Below are 13,566 nucleotides of genomic sequence, written 5' to 3'. Positions count from 1 at the left end.
AGCGGCAGTCTCAGGGCTGTCGCTCTTGCGTAGTTGGAGGAGTGAAAACCGTGGTCGCCGCGGAAGACGCCGGCAGGATCGGCGTCGCCGAGAAGCTCGGGATCGAACCGGGCATGGTCGTCCAAGAACTCGGCTGGGACGAGGATGTCGACGACAACCTCCGTGCCGCCGTCGAGGAGCAGATCGGGGGCGACCTCCTCGACGAGGAGGCGGACGAGACGGTGAGCGTCGTCCTGCTCTGGTGGCGAGAGGACGACGGCGACCTGGTGGACGCTCTCCTCGAGGCCACCGGAGTGCTCGCCGAGGACGGCGTCATCTGGGTTCTCACCCCGAAGACCGGCCGTCCCGGCCACGTGGAGCCGGCCGACGTGGCCGAAGCGGTCCCGACCGCCGGCCTGTCGCAGACCTCGAACATCAGCGTCGCCGAGGACTGGGCGGGCATCCGCCTGGTGTGGCCGAAGTCGGCCAAGGCGAAGCGGTGATCCCCAGCTGACATAGGGTTCGGTCCACGGGCGTAGGTCCGCCCGTGGTCCTGTGCCTTGCTGGAGGGGTCGTCCCATGGCGGTCGAGGTCGGTTCGGAAGCCCCGGACTTCACGCTCAACGACTACAACAAGCAGCGCGTGACGCTGTCGTCGTTCCGCGGCTCGAAGAACGTGCTCCTGGTCTTCTACCCGTTCGCGTTCAGCGGCACCTGCCGCAGCGAGCTCTGCCGGCTGCGCGACGAGATCTCGGCCTACGAGGACTCGGTCGTGCAGGTGCTGGGCGTGTCCGTGGACTCCCCGTTCGCCCTGAAGGTGTGGGCGAACCAGGAGGGCTACCAGTTCCCGCTGCTGTCGGACTTCTGGCCGCACGGGGCCGTCGCGCAGTCCTACGGCGTGTTCAACGAGGCCGCGGGCACGGCGCTGCGGGGGACGTTCTTGATCGACGTGTCGGGCGTGGTGCGGTTCGCCGAGGTGAACTCGCCGGGTGAGGCCCGCGATCAGGACGCCTGGAAGAAGGCCGTAGCCTCGTTGGGGGCATGATGTAGCTGTACCTCCCCGGTGGTTGTCGTCGCCGGGGTGTTGGGGCGTGTAGCTCAGCGGAAGAGCACTCGGCTTACACCCGAGCGGTCGCAGGTTCGAACCCTGTCGCGCCCACTCGTCCCAGGCGGCGTGTCTGCGAAAGCGCAGACCACGTCGCCTCGGTGTTTTCCGGGGTATCTTGTCCGACGTTTGTCGGGGACGTTCGGGCCCGCCACCTCCGAAGGACGACGAAGACCCGTGAAGCGCTTGAGGCGCAAGACCAAGGCCGCCGAGCCCGTCAGCACCGAGGTCACCCAGCAGCAGATCAAGCTGCTGGCCCTCGTCGAGCAGGGCGGGGTGCACCGCGGTGCCACGAGCTGGTACCTCGAGTACCGGCCCGCCAAGCAGTGGGACGCGGACGACCTCGAGGTGCTCGAGCGGAGGAACTGGATCACGTGGGCCAGGCCCGCGCGGCAGGTGGAGCACGGGATGGCGGCGCCGGTCGACGTCACGCCCGAGGGGCGGCTGGCGTTGCGGCACCACCTGCCGGAGTGGGTGCTCGGGCGCAGGGCCATCGCCTCCGCGCCGCCTCGGCTGCCCTCGATCGAGTCGATTCGGGCGTTGGACTCGTTCCGTTAGGGCGGTAGAACGGTCTTCAGCCGTATCCAACGGAGGGGCCATGTCCCACTTGCTTATCGGCGGTGAGCTGCGCGCGCGGGAGCACCATCGGATCGAGGACGACGCACGGGCCGAAGGGCCGCTGCACGCTGTGACGCTGCCCAACGGTGTCGAGATGCAGGTTGTCACTGTTGGGCTGGAGCTCACCCGTCAGCTGCTCGTCGATCAACGGCTCTCGAAGGACAGCGCGAGGCTGCAGCGCGAGATCAAGCGGCAGCTCACGGCCAGGGGGAGCACGCAGGAGAACCTCGCCGGGTTGTTCGGGCCGAGCATGCTCAACAGCGACAACCCGCAGCACGCCCGGCTCAGGGCGCTGGCGGTGCAGGCCTTCAACGGCCGGGCGGTGCAGCGGCTGGCGCCGCGCGTCGAGGAGATCACCGCGGAGCTGGTCGGCGGCCTGCCGGAGGGGCGGGAGGTCGATCTCGTCGAACGGGTGGCCGTGCCGGTGCCGCTGCACGTCATCGGTGAGGTCCTCGGGGTGCCGGAGGGCGATCGGGGCCGTGTCCGGGTGTTGATCGAGACGATGATGTCGATGGTGCCCGAGGTGTCGCAGCCCGCCAGCGACGAGTTGGGCGGCTACTTCCACGCGTTGTTGACGAGCAAGTCTCTCGACGAGGAGTCGTTGTTCGGTGCGTTGGTGGCAGCCGACGACGGAGGTGACCGTCTGAGCCATGACGAGCTCATAGCGATGGCCTTCCTTCTGGTCGTCGCTGGTCATGAGACGTCGGCAGGCCTCATCGCGAACGTTGTGCACGACGCGTTGGACAACGATCTGTGGGCGAAGGCCGCCATGGACCCCGGGCTCGTTCCGGTGCTCGTCGAGGAGACGCTGCGGCACAACCCGCCGGTGCGCAGCGCCACGCACCGCATCGCCACCGAGCGCGTCGAAATCGGCGGCGTACCCGTCGAGGCCGGCACGGTGCTGCTGATCAACCTCGGCGCTGCCGGGAGGTGCCCGGAGGCGCACGACAGGGCCGACCGGTACCTGGTCGACCGGAAGACGACCGGCCACGTGGCGTTCGGGTACGGGCCGCACTTCTGCCTCGGCTCGGGGCTCGCCCGCCTGGAGGCCGAAACGGTGCTGCGCCACCTCACGTCACGGTTCCCGCGCACCACCTGTTCGGCCGGGGAACCGCCGGAGGTGACGCACAGCGACATCATGGCGAGCCTGAAATCGCTTCCGGTCGTCCTCGGACGCTGAGACGCTGGAGCGCGTGGAGATCGTCACCGGGGGACCGGAGCACGTCGACGCGGCCGCGCTGATCTGGGCGCACGCGGTCGCCGAGAGGGACGGGTACGGGGTTCCGGCGCTGGAAGAGGCGCGGCCCGGCATCGAGAACGCCCTCGCGGGCGAGCCGTCGTTGTTCCTGCTCGCGATGCGGGACGGTGTGCCGGTGGGGTTCGTCGCCGGCGGTCCGCAGGAGACGAGGACGGCGTACATCAACTACGTCGGGGTGCACCCCGACGCGTGGGGCGAAGGGGTCGGGGAGGCGCTGCTGCGTGCGCTGCCCGCTGCGCTGACCGGGTGCGGCTACGAGAAGGCGGAGCTGATGGTCTTCGTCGACAACGTGCGGGGCGTGCGGCTCTACGAACGCCTCGGATGGATCAAGGTCGGCGACACTGCGCCGCATCCGCGCCACGGCCGTGTGGAGCAGCGCTACGCGTTCTCGCCCGCATGATGGGATCCGGGGATCATCGGAACGCTCAGCGGGGGATCAGGGGATCAACCCCAATGCGGCTGACCAGGGCTATCCCGAAGTCCACTTGAGACGTAACTTTTCCTCATGTCCGTGCGCACCTTCGCCGTCGTGGTGGGTCTCGCGTTCCTGCTCGGCGGGGGTGCGATCCTGTTCGTGGCGCTCGCCGTCGAGGCGCCGAGCGGGTCGCTGATCCCGTGCGGCAACGCCCTGGGGATCGGGTTCGACGAGCCGGCCGCCTCCGCGGTCAGTCCGGCCTTTGTGGACATCTGCGCCGATCTCCGGCACCGGCGGCTGCTCTGGGGCGTGCCGGTGGCCGGGCTGGGGGCGTTGCTGCTGCTCGGCTCTTCGGTCGGTGCCCGCAGGGCTACTCGCCGGTAAGGTCGCGGCATGACGTGGATGGTCTACGGCGCCAACGGCTACACCGGTCGTCTCATCGCGGAGCTCGCGGTCGAGCGCGGTGAACGGCCGATCCTCGCCGGGCGCTCGCGGGAGAAGGTCGAACCGCTCGCCGCGGCTCTCGGGCTGGAGCACCGGGCGTTCGGCCTGGCCGAGGCGGGCCGGAACCTCGAGGACGTCGATGCCGTCGTGCACTGCGCGGGACCGTTCTCGCAGACCTCCGAGGCGATGGTGGACGCCTGTCTGCGGAGCCGCACGCACTACCTCGACATCACCGGTGAGATCGACGTCTTCGAGTCCGTCAGCCTGAGGGACGTCGACGCGCGCAAGGCCGGCATCGTGCTGTTGCCCGGCGCCGGTTTCGACGTCGTCCCCACGGACTGCGTGGCCGCGATCCTGAAGAACGCGCTGCCGTCGGCGACGCACCTCGACCTGGCGTTCGTCGTCGGGGGAGGGGCGAGCGCGGGCACGACGAAGACCTCCGTCGAGGCCGCGGCCGTGGGCGGGCGGATCCGGGTGAACGGCGAGCTGAGGAGCGTGCGCATCGGGCACCGCCGGCGCACCGCCCGCTTCCGGTCGGGACCGCGCGAGGTCGGCAGCATCCCGTGGGGCGACGTGTCGACCGCCTACCGGTCGACCGGCATCCCGAACATCACCACGTTCACCCTCGTGCCGGGGGTGCTGGGGCAGCTGCAGCAGGTGTTCGCGCCGGTGCTGCAGACCTCGTTCGTGCAGAGCTTCGCCAAGACGGTCGCCGGGAAGGTGAAGGGACCTGACGAGCGCAAGCGCGCGAAGACGCGCGCCGAGGTGTTCGGCGAGGCGTGGGACGCGCGCACGAAGGTCGAGTGCGCGGTCACCACGCCGAACGCCTACAGCCTCACCGCGGACGCCGTGCTGCGCGCCGTCACTCGGATCGGCGACGTCGCTCCCGGCTCGCACACGCCGTCGAGCGCTTTCGGCGCCGGCTTCGTGCGCGAGCTCGACGGCGTCGTCGTGGGCGAGGTCCGCTTCACCTGATCCCGGGCGTCACTTCCCGAGGTGCTTGGCGACGCTGTCGACGACTCCGCCGACGGCGTCCTCCACCTTCTCCACACCCTCCTTGACGGCGGCCTTCGCCTGGTCCGCGCGGCCCTCGTCCGCGAGCTCCCGGCCGCCGGTGACCTCACCCGCGTCCTCCTGTGTCGAGTTGCCCCAGGCTGGAACCGAGTCGTCCACGCCTGTCCGACACCCGCACTTCCGCTGTCCTCACGCCACTGCCGGGTGAAATCCGGGGTCGACGCGGTCACCGGCGGGAAGTCGGGGAACCGCGTGACGTTCCGGGTTCGATCGTGTCTTCAAGACGACAGAGCAAAGTGGGCGGAGGTGTGCGCATGAGCGTGGCCGAGGTAGCCGCACTCGACGATGCCACGCTGGTGGCCAGGTCCCGTGACGGCGACATGAGGGCTTACGAGCAGCTCGTGCGTCGTTACCAGGGGCCGATGTACCGGCTGGCGCTGCGCATCGTGGGCAGCACCGGTGACGCCGAGGACGCGGTGCAGGACGTCTTCCTGACCGCGTGGCGGCGTCTCGGGCAGCTCAACGACGACGGGGCGTTCCTCGGCTGGCTCTACCGCACGACCACCAACCAGTGCCTGAACGTGCTGCGCAAGCGCAAGCCGCACGCCGACACCGAGCTCGACGAGCACGAGTCGCCGGCGCCCCGCACCCGGCCCGACCGCGCGGTGGAGGTGAACGCGCAGCTCGACGCGCTGCAAGCCGCACTGCGCGGCCTCACGCCGGAACAGCGGGCGTGCTGGGTGCTGCGCGAGGTCCACGGCCGGTCCTACGACGAGATCGCCGAGGCGATCGGCACGACCCAGCAGTCGGTGCGCGGCAGGCTCGCGCGAGCACGGGCACAACTCGCGGAGGTGATGGCGCCGTGGCGGTGACATCCGACTACGTCCTGCCGTGCGGGCGGGACGTCGAAGAGGTCTGGGAGGCGATCGACCTCTCCGACGAACACACGCGCGCCTGCCCGCACTGCGCGGCTGTGCGCGAGAGCCTCCTGGTGCTGCGCGAAGCCACCGAGGAGATGGCTCGCGAAGAGGTCGAACCACCGTCCGGCCTGGTCAGCCGCATCATGTCGGCCGTCCGGGCCGATGTGCGCCGGTCCGGCGCCGTCCCCCTGCCCGGCGACGGACTGGCTCGCATCAGCACGCGGGCGGTCGCGGCGGTGCTGCGGTACGCGGCGGACGGCGTGAGCGGCGTGCGCGCCCGCGGGTGCCGTGTCGCCGAGGCGCCGGAGTCGACCGTGCCGGACCCGGTGATCGAGGTCGAGCTGACCATCGCGATCGCCGCGGGCCTCGTCACGCGCGAGACGTACGACGAGGTGCGGCGGCGCGTGCTGGCCGCGGCCTCGGCACGGATCGGTGTGCGGCTCGCCCGCCTGGACCTCGTCGTGTCCGACGTTCTCGAAGGATGAGCGAGTGATCGAGGCAGTCGTGTCCGCCCCGGCGGTGGCGGCGGTCGCGGTGCACGCGGCCGAGCTGGTCCCCGGCGTGCGCGTGCAGCCGGGCGTCGCCGGACTGGTGAGTTCGGTGGTGCGCGTGGCGCGGCAGCAGGTCAAGGGTCTGCAGCCCGCGCCGGTGGAAGGCGTGCGGGTGCGCTGGGAGGGCGCCGTCGCGGTGCTGGAGGTGGACGTGGTGATCTCCGGCCTGGACCAGGCCGCGGCCGTGGCCCGCGCCGTGCAGCGGTCGGTGCGCACGGTCGTCCCCGAACTGACCGGGGTCGCGGTGGGCTCGGTGGCGGTGACGGTGGTGGACGTCGCATGGTGATCGTCGCGGAGTTGTTGAAGGCGTTGGAGAAGGTCGAAGGCTTGCGGCCGTCGACGCCCGCGTCCGTGCCCGCTCGGTCGTGGATCCCCTGGGACGTCGACGTGCTGGCCGTCGACGTGACCGACGAGCAGGTGTGCGTCCGCGTCGTCGCCACGAGCCTGCCGCTGTCGCTGGACGAGGCGGGTGCGGCGCTGCGCGCTGTTCTCGTTGGCACGCCGTGGGAAAAGGCGGGGCTCCGGATCGTCGTGACCGATGTGGACAAACGTGCACTCGATCACCTGAACGGGGCGTGACGTTTTCCGGGGCCGCCGTGTTCATCTGATGTGAACGCTTCGGAGGAAGGGGTTGCCATGAGCACGCAGGCCGTGGAGAAGGTCAACACCACCAACGGGAAGCTGGTGACGGACAAGGGTTCCACCACCATCGCGGACGTCGTGGTCCAGAAGGTCGCGGGCCTCGCGGCACGGGAGATCCGCGGTGTGCACGCCCTCGGCGGCGGTGCCACGCGGGCGCTCAGCGCACTGCGCGACCGCATCCCCGGTGCCACGGCGAGCGCGGGTCAGGGCGTGTCGGTCGAGGTCGGCGAGAAGCAGGCGGCCGTGGACCTGGAGCTCGTCGTCGAGTACGGCGTGCCGATCGCGGAACTCGCGAAGTCCGTGCGCGGCAACGTGATCACCGCCATCGAGCAGATCACCGGCCTCGAGGTCGTCGAGGTCAACATCAACGTCAACGACGTGCACATCCCGGACGAGTCCGAGGGCGAAGAGCCCGGCACCGCTCGCGTGCAGTGAGGGAGGCGTCATGAGCACCACCGCACTGGGTCTGCTGGCCGGGCTCGCGCTCGGCCTGGCCGCCGCGTTCGGGGGCTTCAGCGCCTTCCTGGTCGTGCTCGTCTTCGGTGCGCTCGGCCTGGTCGCGGGCCGGGTCGCCGAGGGCAAGCTCGACCTCGCGCAGCTGCTCGGCAGGGATCGGGACTGACCATGACCGCCTCTCTCGCCGCCGCGCAGCCGGGCCTGACCACCGTCGCGGACCGCGCGGTCGGCCGCATCGCGGGACGGGCCGCGATGGAGGTGCCGGACGTGCTCGGCTGCGCGGTCACCGCACGGGTGACCGGGGCGGTGGCGACGCTCGACGCGCGCCTCGACCTCCGGTACCCCGCACCGGTCGCCTCGACCGCCGCCAGGGTCCGCGCGCACCTGGTCGGCCGGGTCGCCGAGCTGACCGGTCTGCGGGTGTCCGTGGTGGACGTGTCGATCGGTCTGCTGCGCGCCGACACCGCTGTGGTGAGGAGGGTCCGATGACTCGGCGTTCCCGTCGTGCCCTGCCCGCCACGCTCACGGCGCTCGTCCTGCTCGCGGCCTCCGTCGTGGTGGCCGTGACGGCGGTCCAGCTCGCCCTCGGTGAGCCGCCCTGGCTGTCGTACGACGCGGTGGCGGGCCGGCTGAACGAGGTGAGGTGGTCGTCGACGACCGTGGCCGTGGCGGGCGGGGTCGCCGCGGCCATCGGGTTGCTGCTGTTCCTGGCCGCGGTCGTGCCCGGCCGCGCCAGGACGGTGGAGCTGGACGGCAACACCGCCGTGTCGGTGCGGGGCCTGCGCAACGCACTGCGCCTCGCCGCGCACGTCGACGGCGTGGAGTCCGCCTCCGTGAAGGTGCGCCGCCGCCGCGTGAAGGCGGTGGTGCGCACGAAGCGGGCCGCCGCGGACGGTCTCGGCGACGCCGTCCGCACCGCGCTCGAGAACCGCGTCGGGGAGTTCGCCCTCGTCCGGCCGCCGCAGGTCGTGGTGAGGGTCAAGGCGCTGAGGAGCACACCGTGAACCGCTTCCTGCTCGGACTGCTGGGCCTCGTCCTGCTGGTCGCGGGCGGTGGGGCGCTGGCGATCACCCTCGGGCACGTTCCGCGGGTGGACCGCGGCGCCGTGCTGGTGCCCGGCACGGCGCTGCCGCCGACGGGGGTGCTCTGGGTGGTGGCGGCGGTCGCGGTGCTGCTCGCGCTGCTCTGCCTGCGGTGGCTCGTCGCCCAGGTGCCCCGGCGCGAGGTCACCTCGTGGCGCTGGGCCGACGAGGCGGGCGCGACCCGCTTGAGCACGTCGACAGCCGTCGCTCCGTTCGCCGACGAGGTCACCGCCTATCCCGGTGTGCGCAAGGTCGACGCGGAGCTGACCGGGCCGCACACGGCTCCGCGCCTGGCTCTCGTCGTGCGCGCCCACGGTGACGCGGACCTGCGGGACATCCGCCGCCGCATCGACGACGAGGGGCTGCCGCGCCTGCGGGAGGCTTTGGAGGCGCCCGAACTGCCCACCACCATCGAGTTCCGCATCGCCGCGGCGAAGGCCGGGGCACGGGTGCGCTGATCGCGGGAAAGCAGAAGCCCAGGTCGACGACCTGGGCTTCGGCTCTGCCGTGACGCGTTACCGCGGGGCGAGCAGGCTCGTGATCTCCTGCGACGCCGACACGGTCAGCAGGTGCTGGAGGTTCTCCGGGAGCTCCTCGCCGCGCGCCTGCTTCGCCTGCGCGTAGAGGCGGCCGGCGCGGTAGGACGAGCGGACCAGCGGGCCCGCCATCACGCCGAGGAAGCCGATCTTCTCGGCCGTCTCCTTGTGCTCGACGAACTCCTCGGGCTTCACCCAGCGCTCGACCGGGTGGTGCCGCGGCGACGGGCGCAGGTACTGGGTGATGGTGATGATGTCGCAGCCCGCGTCGTGGAGGTCGGCGAGCGCCTCCGTGACCTCCTCGGGGGTCTCGCCCATGCCGAGGATCAGGTTCGACTTGGTGACGAGGCCGAACTCGCGGGCCTTCGTGATCACCTCGAGGGAGCGCTCGTAGCGGAACGCCGGGCGGATGCGCTTGAAGATCCGCGGGACGGTCTCCAGGTTGTGCGCGAGCACCTCGGGGCGGGACTCGAAGACCTCGTCGAGCTGTTCGGGGACCGCGTTGAAGTCCGGGATCAGCAGCTCGACACCGGTGCCGGGGTTGAGCTCGTGGATCTGGCGCACGGTCTCGGCGTACAGCCACGCGCCGCCGTCGGGCAGGTCGTCACGGGCGACACCGGTGACGGTCGAGTAGCGCAGACCCATGGCCTGGACCGACTCGGCGACGCGACGAGGTTCGTCGCGGTCGAGGTCGGCGGGCTTGCCCGTGTCGATCTGGCAGAAGTCGCAGCGCCGGGTGCACTGCTCCCCGCCGATCAGGAACGTGGCCTCGCGGTCTTCCCAGCACTCGTAGATGTTGGGACAGCCGGCCTCTTCGCAGACCGTGTGCAGGCCCTCGCGCTTGACCAGGCCCTTGAGCTCCCGGTACTCGGGGCCCATCTTCGCCCGCGTCTTGATCCAGGACGGCTTCTTCTCGATCGGCGTCTGGCTGTTGCGGACCTCGAGCCGCAGCAGCTTCCGACCCTCTGGTACCACAGTCACCACCTCACACTACGCTCCGCGCCCGCGTGTCCGGCGTCACGCACACCGGGGAGGCTCACGGGAGGTCCGGGGTGATCCCGGTGAGCTTGACCGTGAGCTCCCAGAGGCGGTTCGCGGCCAGGTCGTCGCGCGCCGCGGCGGTCATCCGCGCGACGCCGGGGTAGCCGCGCAGGCCGTTGAAGCCGTCCGGGCCGTAGTACTGGCCGCCGCGCGCGTCCGGTGACGTCGCCGCGTAGAGCTGCGGAAGCGCGCCCATCTCGACCGGCTGCGAGAACAGGTGGGAGATGCGGCCGCCGATCTTCATGACCGCGGACCGGTGCGCGTCGGCCATGTTGTCGGTCAGCTCGGTGGCCGTCATGCCCGGATGGGCCGCGATGGACGTCACGTCCGGCGAGCGGCGTTCGAGCTCGCGCGCGAACAGGATGTTGGCGAGCTTCGACTGCCCGTAGGAGCCCTGCAGGCTGTACGGCCGGCGCTCCCAGTTCGGGTCCTCGAAGTCGATCCGGCCGGCGCGGTGCATCAGCGACGAGACGGTGACGACGCGCGCGCCGGGACGTCGCCTCAGCGCCGGGAGCAGCAGCCACGTCAGCGCGGCGTGGCCCAGGTGGTTGGTGCCGAACTGGAGCTCGAAGCCGTCGGCGGTCCGGCCGTTCGGGACGGCCATGATGCCCGCGTTGTTGACGAGGACGTCGAGCGCCTCGACCTTCTCCGCAGCGGCGCGCACGGAGCCGAGGTCGGCTAGGTCGAGCTCGAGGACCTCCGCCGACCCGCGCACCGTGCGCCGCGCGGCCTCACCGCGCTGGACCGAGCGACAACCCATGAGCACATGGGCCCCCTTCCCCGCGAGCACCTGGGCGGTGCGCAGGCCGAGACCGGAGTTCGCGCCCGTCACGAGGACGGTGCGGCCGGTCTGGTCGGGGATGTCGGCTTCGGTCCAACGACTCATGGAGTCATTCCTACCGTCCGGTAACTGCCGAGCGAAAGGTGTGCGTCCAGCACCGCTCGCAACACCGGCTCCTCGGCGGCCAGTTCGGCGGTCACCCGGTCCTCGTCGACGGGGCCCTCCAACGCCGCGGCCTCCATGCGCGCTGTCAGCTTGTTCTGCCAGCGGTGGTCGAGCGCCAGCAGCAGTTCGTGCAGCGAGCCGAAGACGTCCGGATCCACGATCAGCGGTGCGGACGGGTCGCGGTGAGCGTCGCGCAGCACGGCGTCGAGCGCGTCACGACGGCGGTAGTGGTCTGCCCAGCCCATTTCTCGTACCCCCGGTTTCTCGCATACCCTCGGTATGACACGACCATACCACCGGTACGTACCGGCGGTATGTGAGATACGTTTCGTGCGTGCGAACTCGACGCTCCGAGTACTCGGAGTCGACCAGGCAGGCGCTCGTGGACAGCGCCGTCGACCTCTTCACCAAACGCGGTTACGCCGGCACCTCGCTCGACGAGGTCGTCAAACGCGCCCGCGTGACGAAAGGCGCGCTCTACCACCACTTCAGCGGCAAACAGGCGTTGTTCGAGGCGGCCTTCACCCAGGTCGAGACCCGCTCGATCGAGTCGTTGACGGCGGTCGTCACCGGTGACGGCGAGCCCTGGGACACCGCTGTCGCGGGCCTGCGCGCCTATGTGCGCAAGTGCCTGGAACCGGAATACCAGCGGATCATCGTCCACGAAGCGCCGGTCGTGATGGGCTGGGAGCGCTGGCGCGAGGCCGAGGAGCACTTCAGCTTCGGATTGCTGCGCACGGCCGTGCAACTGCTCGTGGACGCCGGCGAGATCGAGGAAGCACCGGTGGAGATCATGGCCCGGCTGCTGTTCGGAGCACTGTCCGCGTGCGCCAGCACCATCGCCAGCTCGTCCGACCCGAAGCGCACCGGCCGCGAGGTCGAACGCGCGATCCTCCGCGTTCTGGAGGGTTTGCGCAAGAAGTAGTCGAGTTCGGCCCTAGCGCCCCGGCGGAACGTCGATCACCACGCGGACAACGAGGTGGTCACGATCATGATCGAACCGGTCAACACGCGCCTGGGACTCGACGGGAAGATCGCCCTGGTCACGTCGGGAACGCACGGACTCGGCCTCGCCATCGCGAGCAAGCTCTGCGACAACGGTGCCCACGTCATCATCACGACCTCCGGCGACGACGTCGACCTGGAGCGGGCGAGGCTCGTGCTGACGGGCAGGCCGGGCTCGGTGACCGTCGCCCAGTTCGACGTCCAGGACGAGCTCTCGGTGCGCCGCCTGCTCGACCGGGTCAAGCAGGAGCGCGGCCAGCTGGACATGTTCGTGCACCACGCCGAAACGCCCGATCTCACGCCGTTGCTCAACATCGTGGAGCCGCTCGCCAAGTCGCTGCAGGACGGTGGCCGGGTGGTCATCGCCGCCTACACGGCGACTCCGGTGTACGGCGTGATCAGGACGCTCGCGCTGGAACTGGCCTGGTACCGGGTGGCCGTCAACGCCGTCGTCACCGAGGTCGTCGACAACGGCCCCATGAACATCGACCCCGGCCTGGTCGACCGGCTCGCGATCAAGAGCCCGTCCGGCCGCGTCACCCTGCCCGAGGACATCGCCGACGCCGTGTCGTTGCTCTGCACCGACGAGGCCGCCTGGATCCAGGGACAGGTGATCACCGTCGACGGCGGCCTCGGACTGCTGGAGCGGTGGGGCGAGCCCCGCTGAGCCACCGCGGCGAGTCGCCGAACCGCGTCCACCGGTTCCGCCCGGACCGTGCCCGGATGTCCCGGTCGCCGATTCGGCTCTTGAGCCGCGTGTGAGCGCGCGGTAACCCCGGGTCACTCGCCGATTACGAATCCACATAATGCTGGCGCATTCGGAGTAACGCTCCGAACAGTTGACCGGACCGCTTGCCTGCTTGGTCACCGAGTGTAAAACTCGAAATGGTGACCTGGGGGCAAGGGGGGTCGGATGATCCGAGTGCTGCTCGCCGAGGACGTGCAAATGGTCCGCGGCGCGTTGGTCGCTTTGTTGAATCTAGAACCGGATATTGAGGTTGTCGCGTCCGTCGCAACGGGCGACGAAATCATCGCGGCGGTGGCGGAGAACAAACCGGACGTGGCGGTCCTGGACATCGATCTTCCCGGTATGGACGGTCTTTCCGCGGCCACCGTGATCCACGACACCGCCCCTGACACCCGCACGCTCATTCTCACGAGCCTGGGCCGGCCGGGCACTCTGCGCCGTGCGCTGAACGCCCGCGTCAACGGCTTCATCCTCAAGGACGCTCCCGTCGGTGAGCTCGCGGACGCCATCCGCGGCGTCTCGGTCGGGCGCCGGGTGATCGACTCCCATCTCGCGCTGTCGGCGTGGGACACGGACGAGTGCCCTTTGACACCGCGCGAGCTGGAGGTGTTGAGGCTCGCCTCCGACGGCGCGGACGCGATGGAGATCGCGACGACGTTGTTCCTGTCCGTCGGGACGGTGCGCAACTACCTGACGTCCGCCACGGCCAAGCTCGACGCCCGCAACCGCGTCGACGCCGTCCGGATCGCCCGCAAGTCCGGGTGGTTCTGACCGGCCGGCGGCGCCGGGCGGTGTGCCGGTGAACCG

Annotated in this window: 23 protein-coding genes and 1 tRNA gene; 20 read left to right on the top strand and 4 right to left on the bottom strand. The window is 70.5% G+C overall.

What is annotated here, in order from left to right:
* Positions 1-50 precede the first annotated feature (50 nt).
* The 8 genes from V1227_RS19520 to V1227_RS19485 all read left to right on the top strand — a co-directional run bounded on the left by V1227_RS19520 (position 51) and on the right by V1227_RS19485 (position 4,793).
* Positions 51-482 carry a DUF3052 domain-containing protein gene (locus V1227_RS19520; RefSeq protein WP_090100657.1) on the top strand — a complete coding sequence of 144 codons (432 nt, stop codon included), beginning with the start codon at positions 51-53 and terminating at the stop codon, positions 480-482.
* Positions 483-558: 76 nt separating this feature from the next.
* Positions 559-1,023, top strand: a complete 465-nt coding sequence (locus tag V1227_RS19515) for a peroxiredoxin (RefSeq protein ID WP_329787056.1) — start codon at positions 559-561, stop codon at positions 1,021-1,023.
* 42 nt (positions 1,024-1,065) lie between these two features.
* Positions 1,066-1,137, top strand: a tRNA-Val gene (locus V1227_RS19510).
* Between the two features lie 123 nt (positions 1,138-1,260).
* The gene (locus V1227_RS19505) at positions 1,261-1,641 is read left to right on the top strand and encodes a hypothetical protein (protein ID WP_329787055.1); all 381 of its coding nucleotides are present in this window, start codon (positions 1,261-1,263) and stop codon (positions 1,639-1,641) included.
* A gap of 40 nt (positions 1,642-1,681) precedes the next feature.
* Positions 1,682-2,881, top strand: coding sequence for a cytochrome P450 (locus V1227_RS19500; protein ID WP_329787054.1), 1,200 nt, complete (start codon positions 1,682-1,684; stop codon positions 2,879-2,881).
* Between the two features lie 13 nt (positions 2,882-2,894).
* On the top strand, positions 2,895-3,359 hold the full coding sequence (locus V1227_RS19495) for a GNAT family N-acetyltransferase (protein ID WP_329787053.1): 465 nt from the start codon (positions 2,895-2,897) through the stop codon (positions 3,357-3,359).
* Positions 3,360-3,464: 105 nt separating this feature from the next.
* Entirely contained in the window at positions 3,465-3,758 is a 294-nt protein-coding gene (locus tag V1227_RS19490) for a hypothetical protein (protein ID WP_329787052.1), read from the top strand.
* Between the two features lie 9 nt (positions 3,759-3,767).
* Positions 3,768-4,793 carry a saccharopine dehydrogenase family protein gene (locus V1227_RS19485; protein ID WP_329787051.1) on the top strand — a complete coding sequence of 342 codons (1,026 nt, stop codon included), beginning with the start codon at positions 3,768-3,770 and terminating at the stop codon, positions 4,791-4,793.
* 9 nt (positions 4,794-4,802) lie between these two features.
* Here the strand turns inward: V1227_RS19485 and V1227_RS19480 are convergent, their stop codons facing one another.
* The gene (locus V1227_RS19480; RefSeq protein ID WP_329787050.1) at positions 4,803-4,991 is read right to left on the bottom strand and encodes a CsbD family protein; all 189 of its coding nucleotides are present in this window, start codon (positions 4,989-4,991) and stop codon (positions 4,803-4,805) included.
* Positions 4,992-5,146: 155 nt separating this feature from the next.
* On the opposite strand from V1227_RS19480, the gene V1227_RS19475 reads away from it, so the two are divergent.
* Genes V1227_RS19475 through V1227_RS19435 form a run of 9 tightly spaced genes read left to right on the top strand, consistent with a single transcriptional unit; the run spans position 5,147 to position 8,941 of the window.
* Complete coding sequence (locus V1227_RS19475) at positions 5,147-5,704, top strand: RNA polymerase sigma factor (RefSeq protein ID WP_236223619.1); 558 nt, start codon at positions 5,147-5,149, stop codon at positions 5,702-5,704.
* Positions 5,695-6,237: an Asp23/Gls24 family envelope stress response protein gene (locus V1227_RS19470; protein ID WP_329787049.1), complete on the top strand. Its 543-nt coding sequence runs from the start codon at positions 5,695-5,697 to the stop codon at positions 6,235-6,237. The genes V1227_RS19475 and V1227_RS19470 overlap by 10 nt, the downstream gene beginning before the upstream one ends.
* 4 nt (positions 6,238-6,241) lie before the next feature.
* A complete protein-coding gene (locus V1227_RS19465; protein WP_329787048.1) occupies positions 6,242-6,589 on the top strand; it encodes an Asp23/Gls24 family envelope stress response protein in 348 nt (115 codons plus the stop codon).
* Entirely contained in the window at positions 6,583-6,882 is a 300-nt protein-coding gene (locus tag V1227_RS19460; RefSeq protein ID WP_329787047.1) for a hypothetical protein, read from the top strand. Before V1227_RS19465 ends, V1227_RS19460 begins: the two co-directional genes overlap by 7 nt.
* Before the next feature lie 57 nt (positions 6,883-6,939).
* A complete protein-coding gene (locus V1227_RS19455) occupies positions 6,940-7,380 on the top strand; it encodes an Asp23/Gls24 family envelope stress response protein (RefSeq protein WP_329787046.1) in 441 nt (146 codons plus the stop codon).
* 10 nt (positions 7,381-7,390) lie between these two features.
* Entirely contained in the window at positions 7,391-7,567 is a 177-nt protein-coding gene (locus V1227_RS19450; protein WP_236223614.1) for a hypothetical protein, read from the top strand.
* 2 nt (positions 7,568-7,569) lie between these two features.
* The gene (locus V1227_RS19445; RefSeq protein ID WP_329787045.1) at positions 7,570-7,890 is read left to right on the top strand and encodes an Asp23/Gls24 family envelope stress response protein; all 321 of its coding nucleotides are present in this window, start codon (positions 7,570-7,572) and stop codon (positions 7,888-7,890) included.
* On the top strand, positions 7,887-8,405 hold the full coding sequence (locus V1227_RS19440; RefSeq protein WP_329787044.1) for a DUF6286 domain-containing protein: 519 nt from the start codon (positions 7,887-7,889) through the stop codon (positions 8,403-8,405). Before V1227_RS19445 ends, V1227_RS19440 begins: the two co-directional genes overlap by 4 nt.
* Complete coding sequence (locus tag V1227_RS19435; protein WP_329787043.1) at positions 8,402-8,941, top strand: alkaline shock response membrane anchor protein AmaP; 540 nt, start codon at positions 8,402-8,404, stop codon at positions 8,939-8,941. Before V1227_RS19440 ends, V1227_RS19435 begins: the two co-directional genes overlap by 4 nt.
* 57 nt (positions 8,942-8,998) lie before the next feature.
* Here V1227_RS19435 and lipA read toward each other — a convergent pair whose 3' ends face one another.
* Genes lipA through V1227_RS19420 form a run of 3 tightly spaced genes read right to left on the bottom strand, consistent with a single transcriptional unit; the run spans position 8,999 to position 11,251 of the window.
* Positions 8,999-10,000, bottom strand: coding sequence for a lipoyl synthase (gene lipA, locus V1227_RS19430; protein ID WP_236223610.1), 1,002 nt, complete (start codon positions 9,998-10,000; stop codon positions 8,999-9,001).
* Positions 10,001-10,055: 55 nt separating this feature from the next.
* Positions 10,056-10,946: an oxidoreductase gene (locus tag V1227_RS19425; RefSeq protein WP_329787042.1), complete on the bottom strand. Its 891-nt coding sequence runs from the start codon at positions 10,944-10,946 to the stop codon at positions 10,056-10,058.
* Entirely contained in the window at positions 10,943-11,251 is a 309-nt protein-coding gene (locus V1227_RS19420; RefSeq protein ID WP_236223608.1) for a hypothetical protein, read from the bottom strand. The genes V1227_RS19425 and V1227_RS19420 overlap by 4 nt, the downstream gene beginning before the upstream one ends.
* A gap of 89 nt (positions 11,252-11,340) precedes the next feature.
* Between V1227_RS19420 and V1227_RS19415 the strand changes: the two genes are divergently transcribed.
* The 3 genes from V1227_RS19415 to V1227_RS19405 all read left to right on the top strand — a co-directional run bounded on the left by V1227_RS19415 (position 11,341) and on the right by V1227_RS19405 (position 13,530).
* Positions 11,341-11,931: a TetR/AcrR family transcriptional regulator gene (locus V1227_RS19415; RefSeq protein ID WP_329787041.1), complete on the top strand. Its 591-nt coding sequence runs from the start codon at positions 11,341-11,343 to the stop codon at positions 11,929-11,931.
* Between the two features lie 66 nt (positions 11,932-11,997).
* Positions 11,998-12,678, top strand: a complete 681-nt coding sequence (locus tag V1227_RS19410; protein WP_329787040.1) for an SDR family NAD(P)-dependent oxidoreductase — start codon at positions 11,998-12,000, stop codon at positions 12,676-12,678.
* Between the two features lie 246 nt (positions 12,679-12,924).
* Positions 12,925-13,530, top strand: coding sequence for a response regulator transcription factor (locus tag V1227_RS19405; RefSeq protein ID WP_329787039.1), 606 nt, complete (start codon positions 12,925-12,927; stop codon positions 13,528-13,530).
* The last annotated feature ends 36 nt before the right edge of the window (positions 13,531-13,566 follow it).

Source organism: Lentzea sp. DG1S-22 (genome assembly GCF_036321065.1).
Taxonomy (GTDB): Bacteria; Actinomycetota; Actinomycetes; order Mycobacteriales; family Pseudonocardiaceae; genus Lentzea; species Lentzea jiangxiensis.
This window is presented reverse-complemented; position numbering and strand designations above follow the sequence as displayed.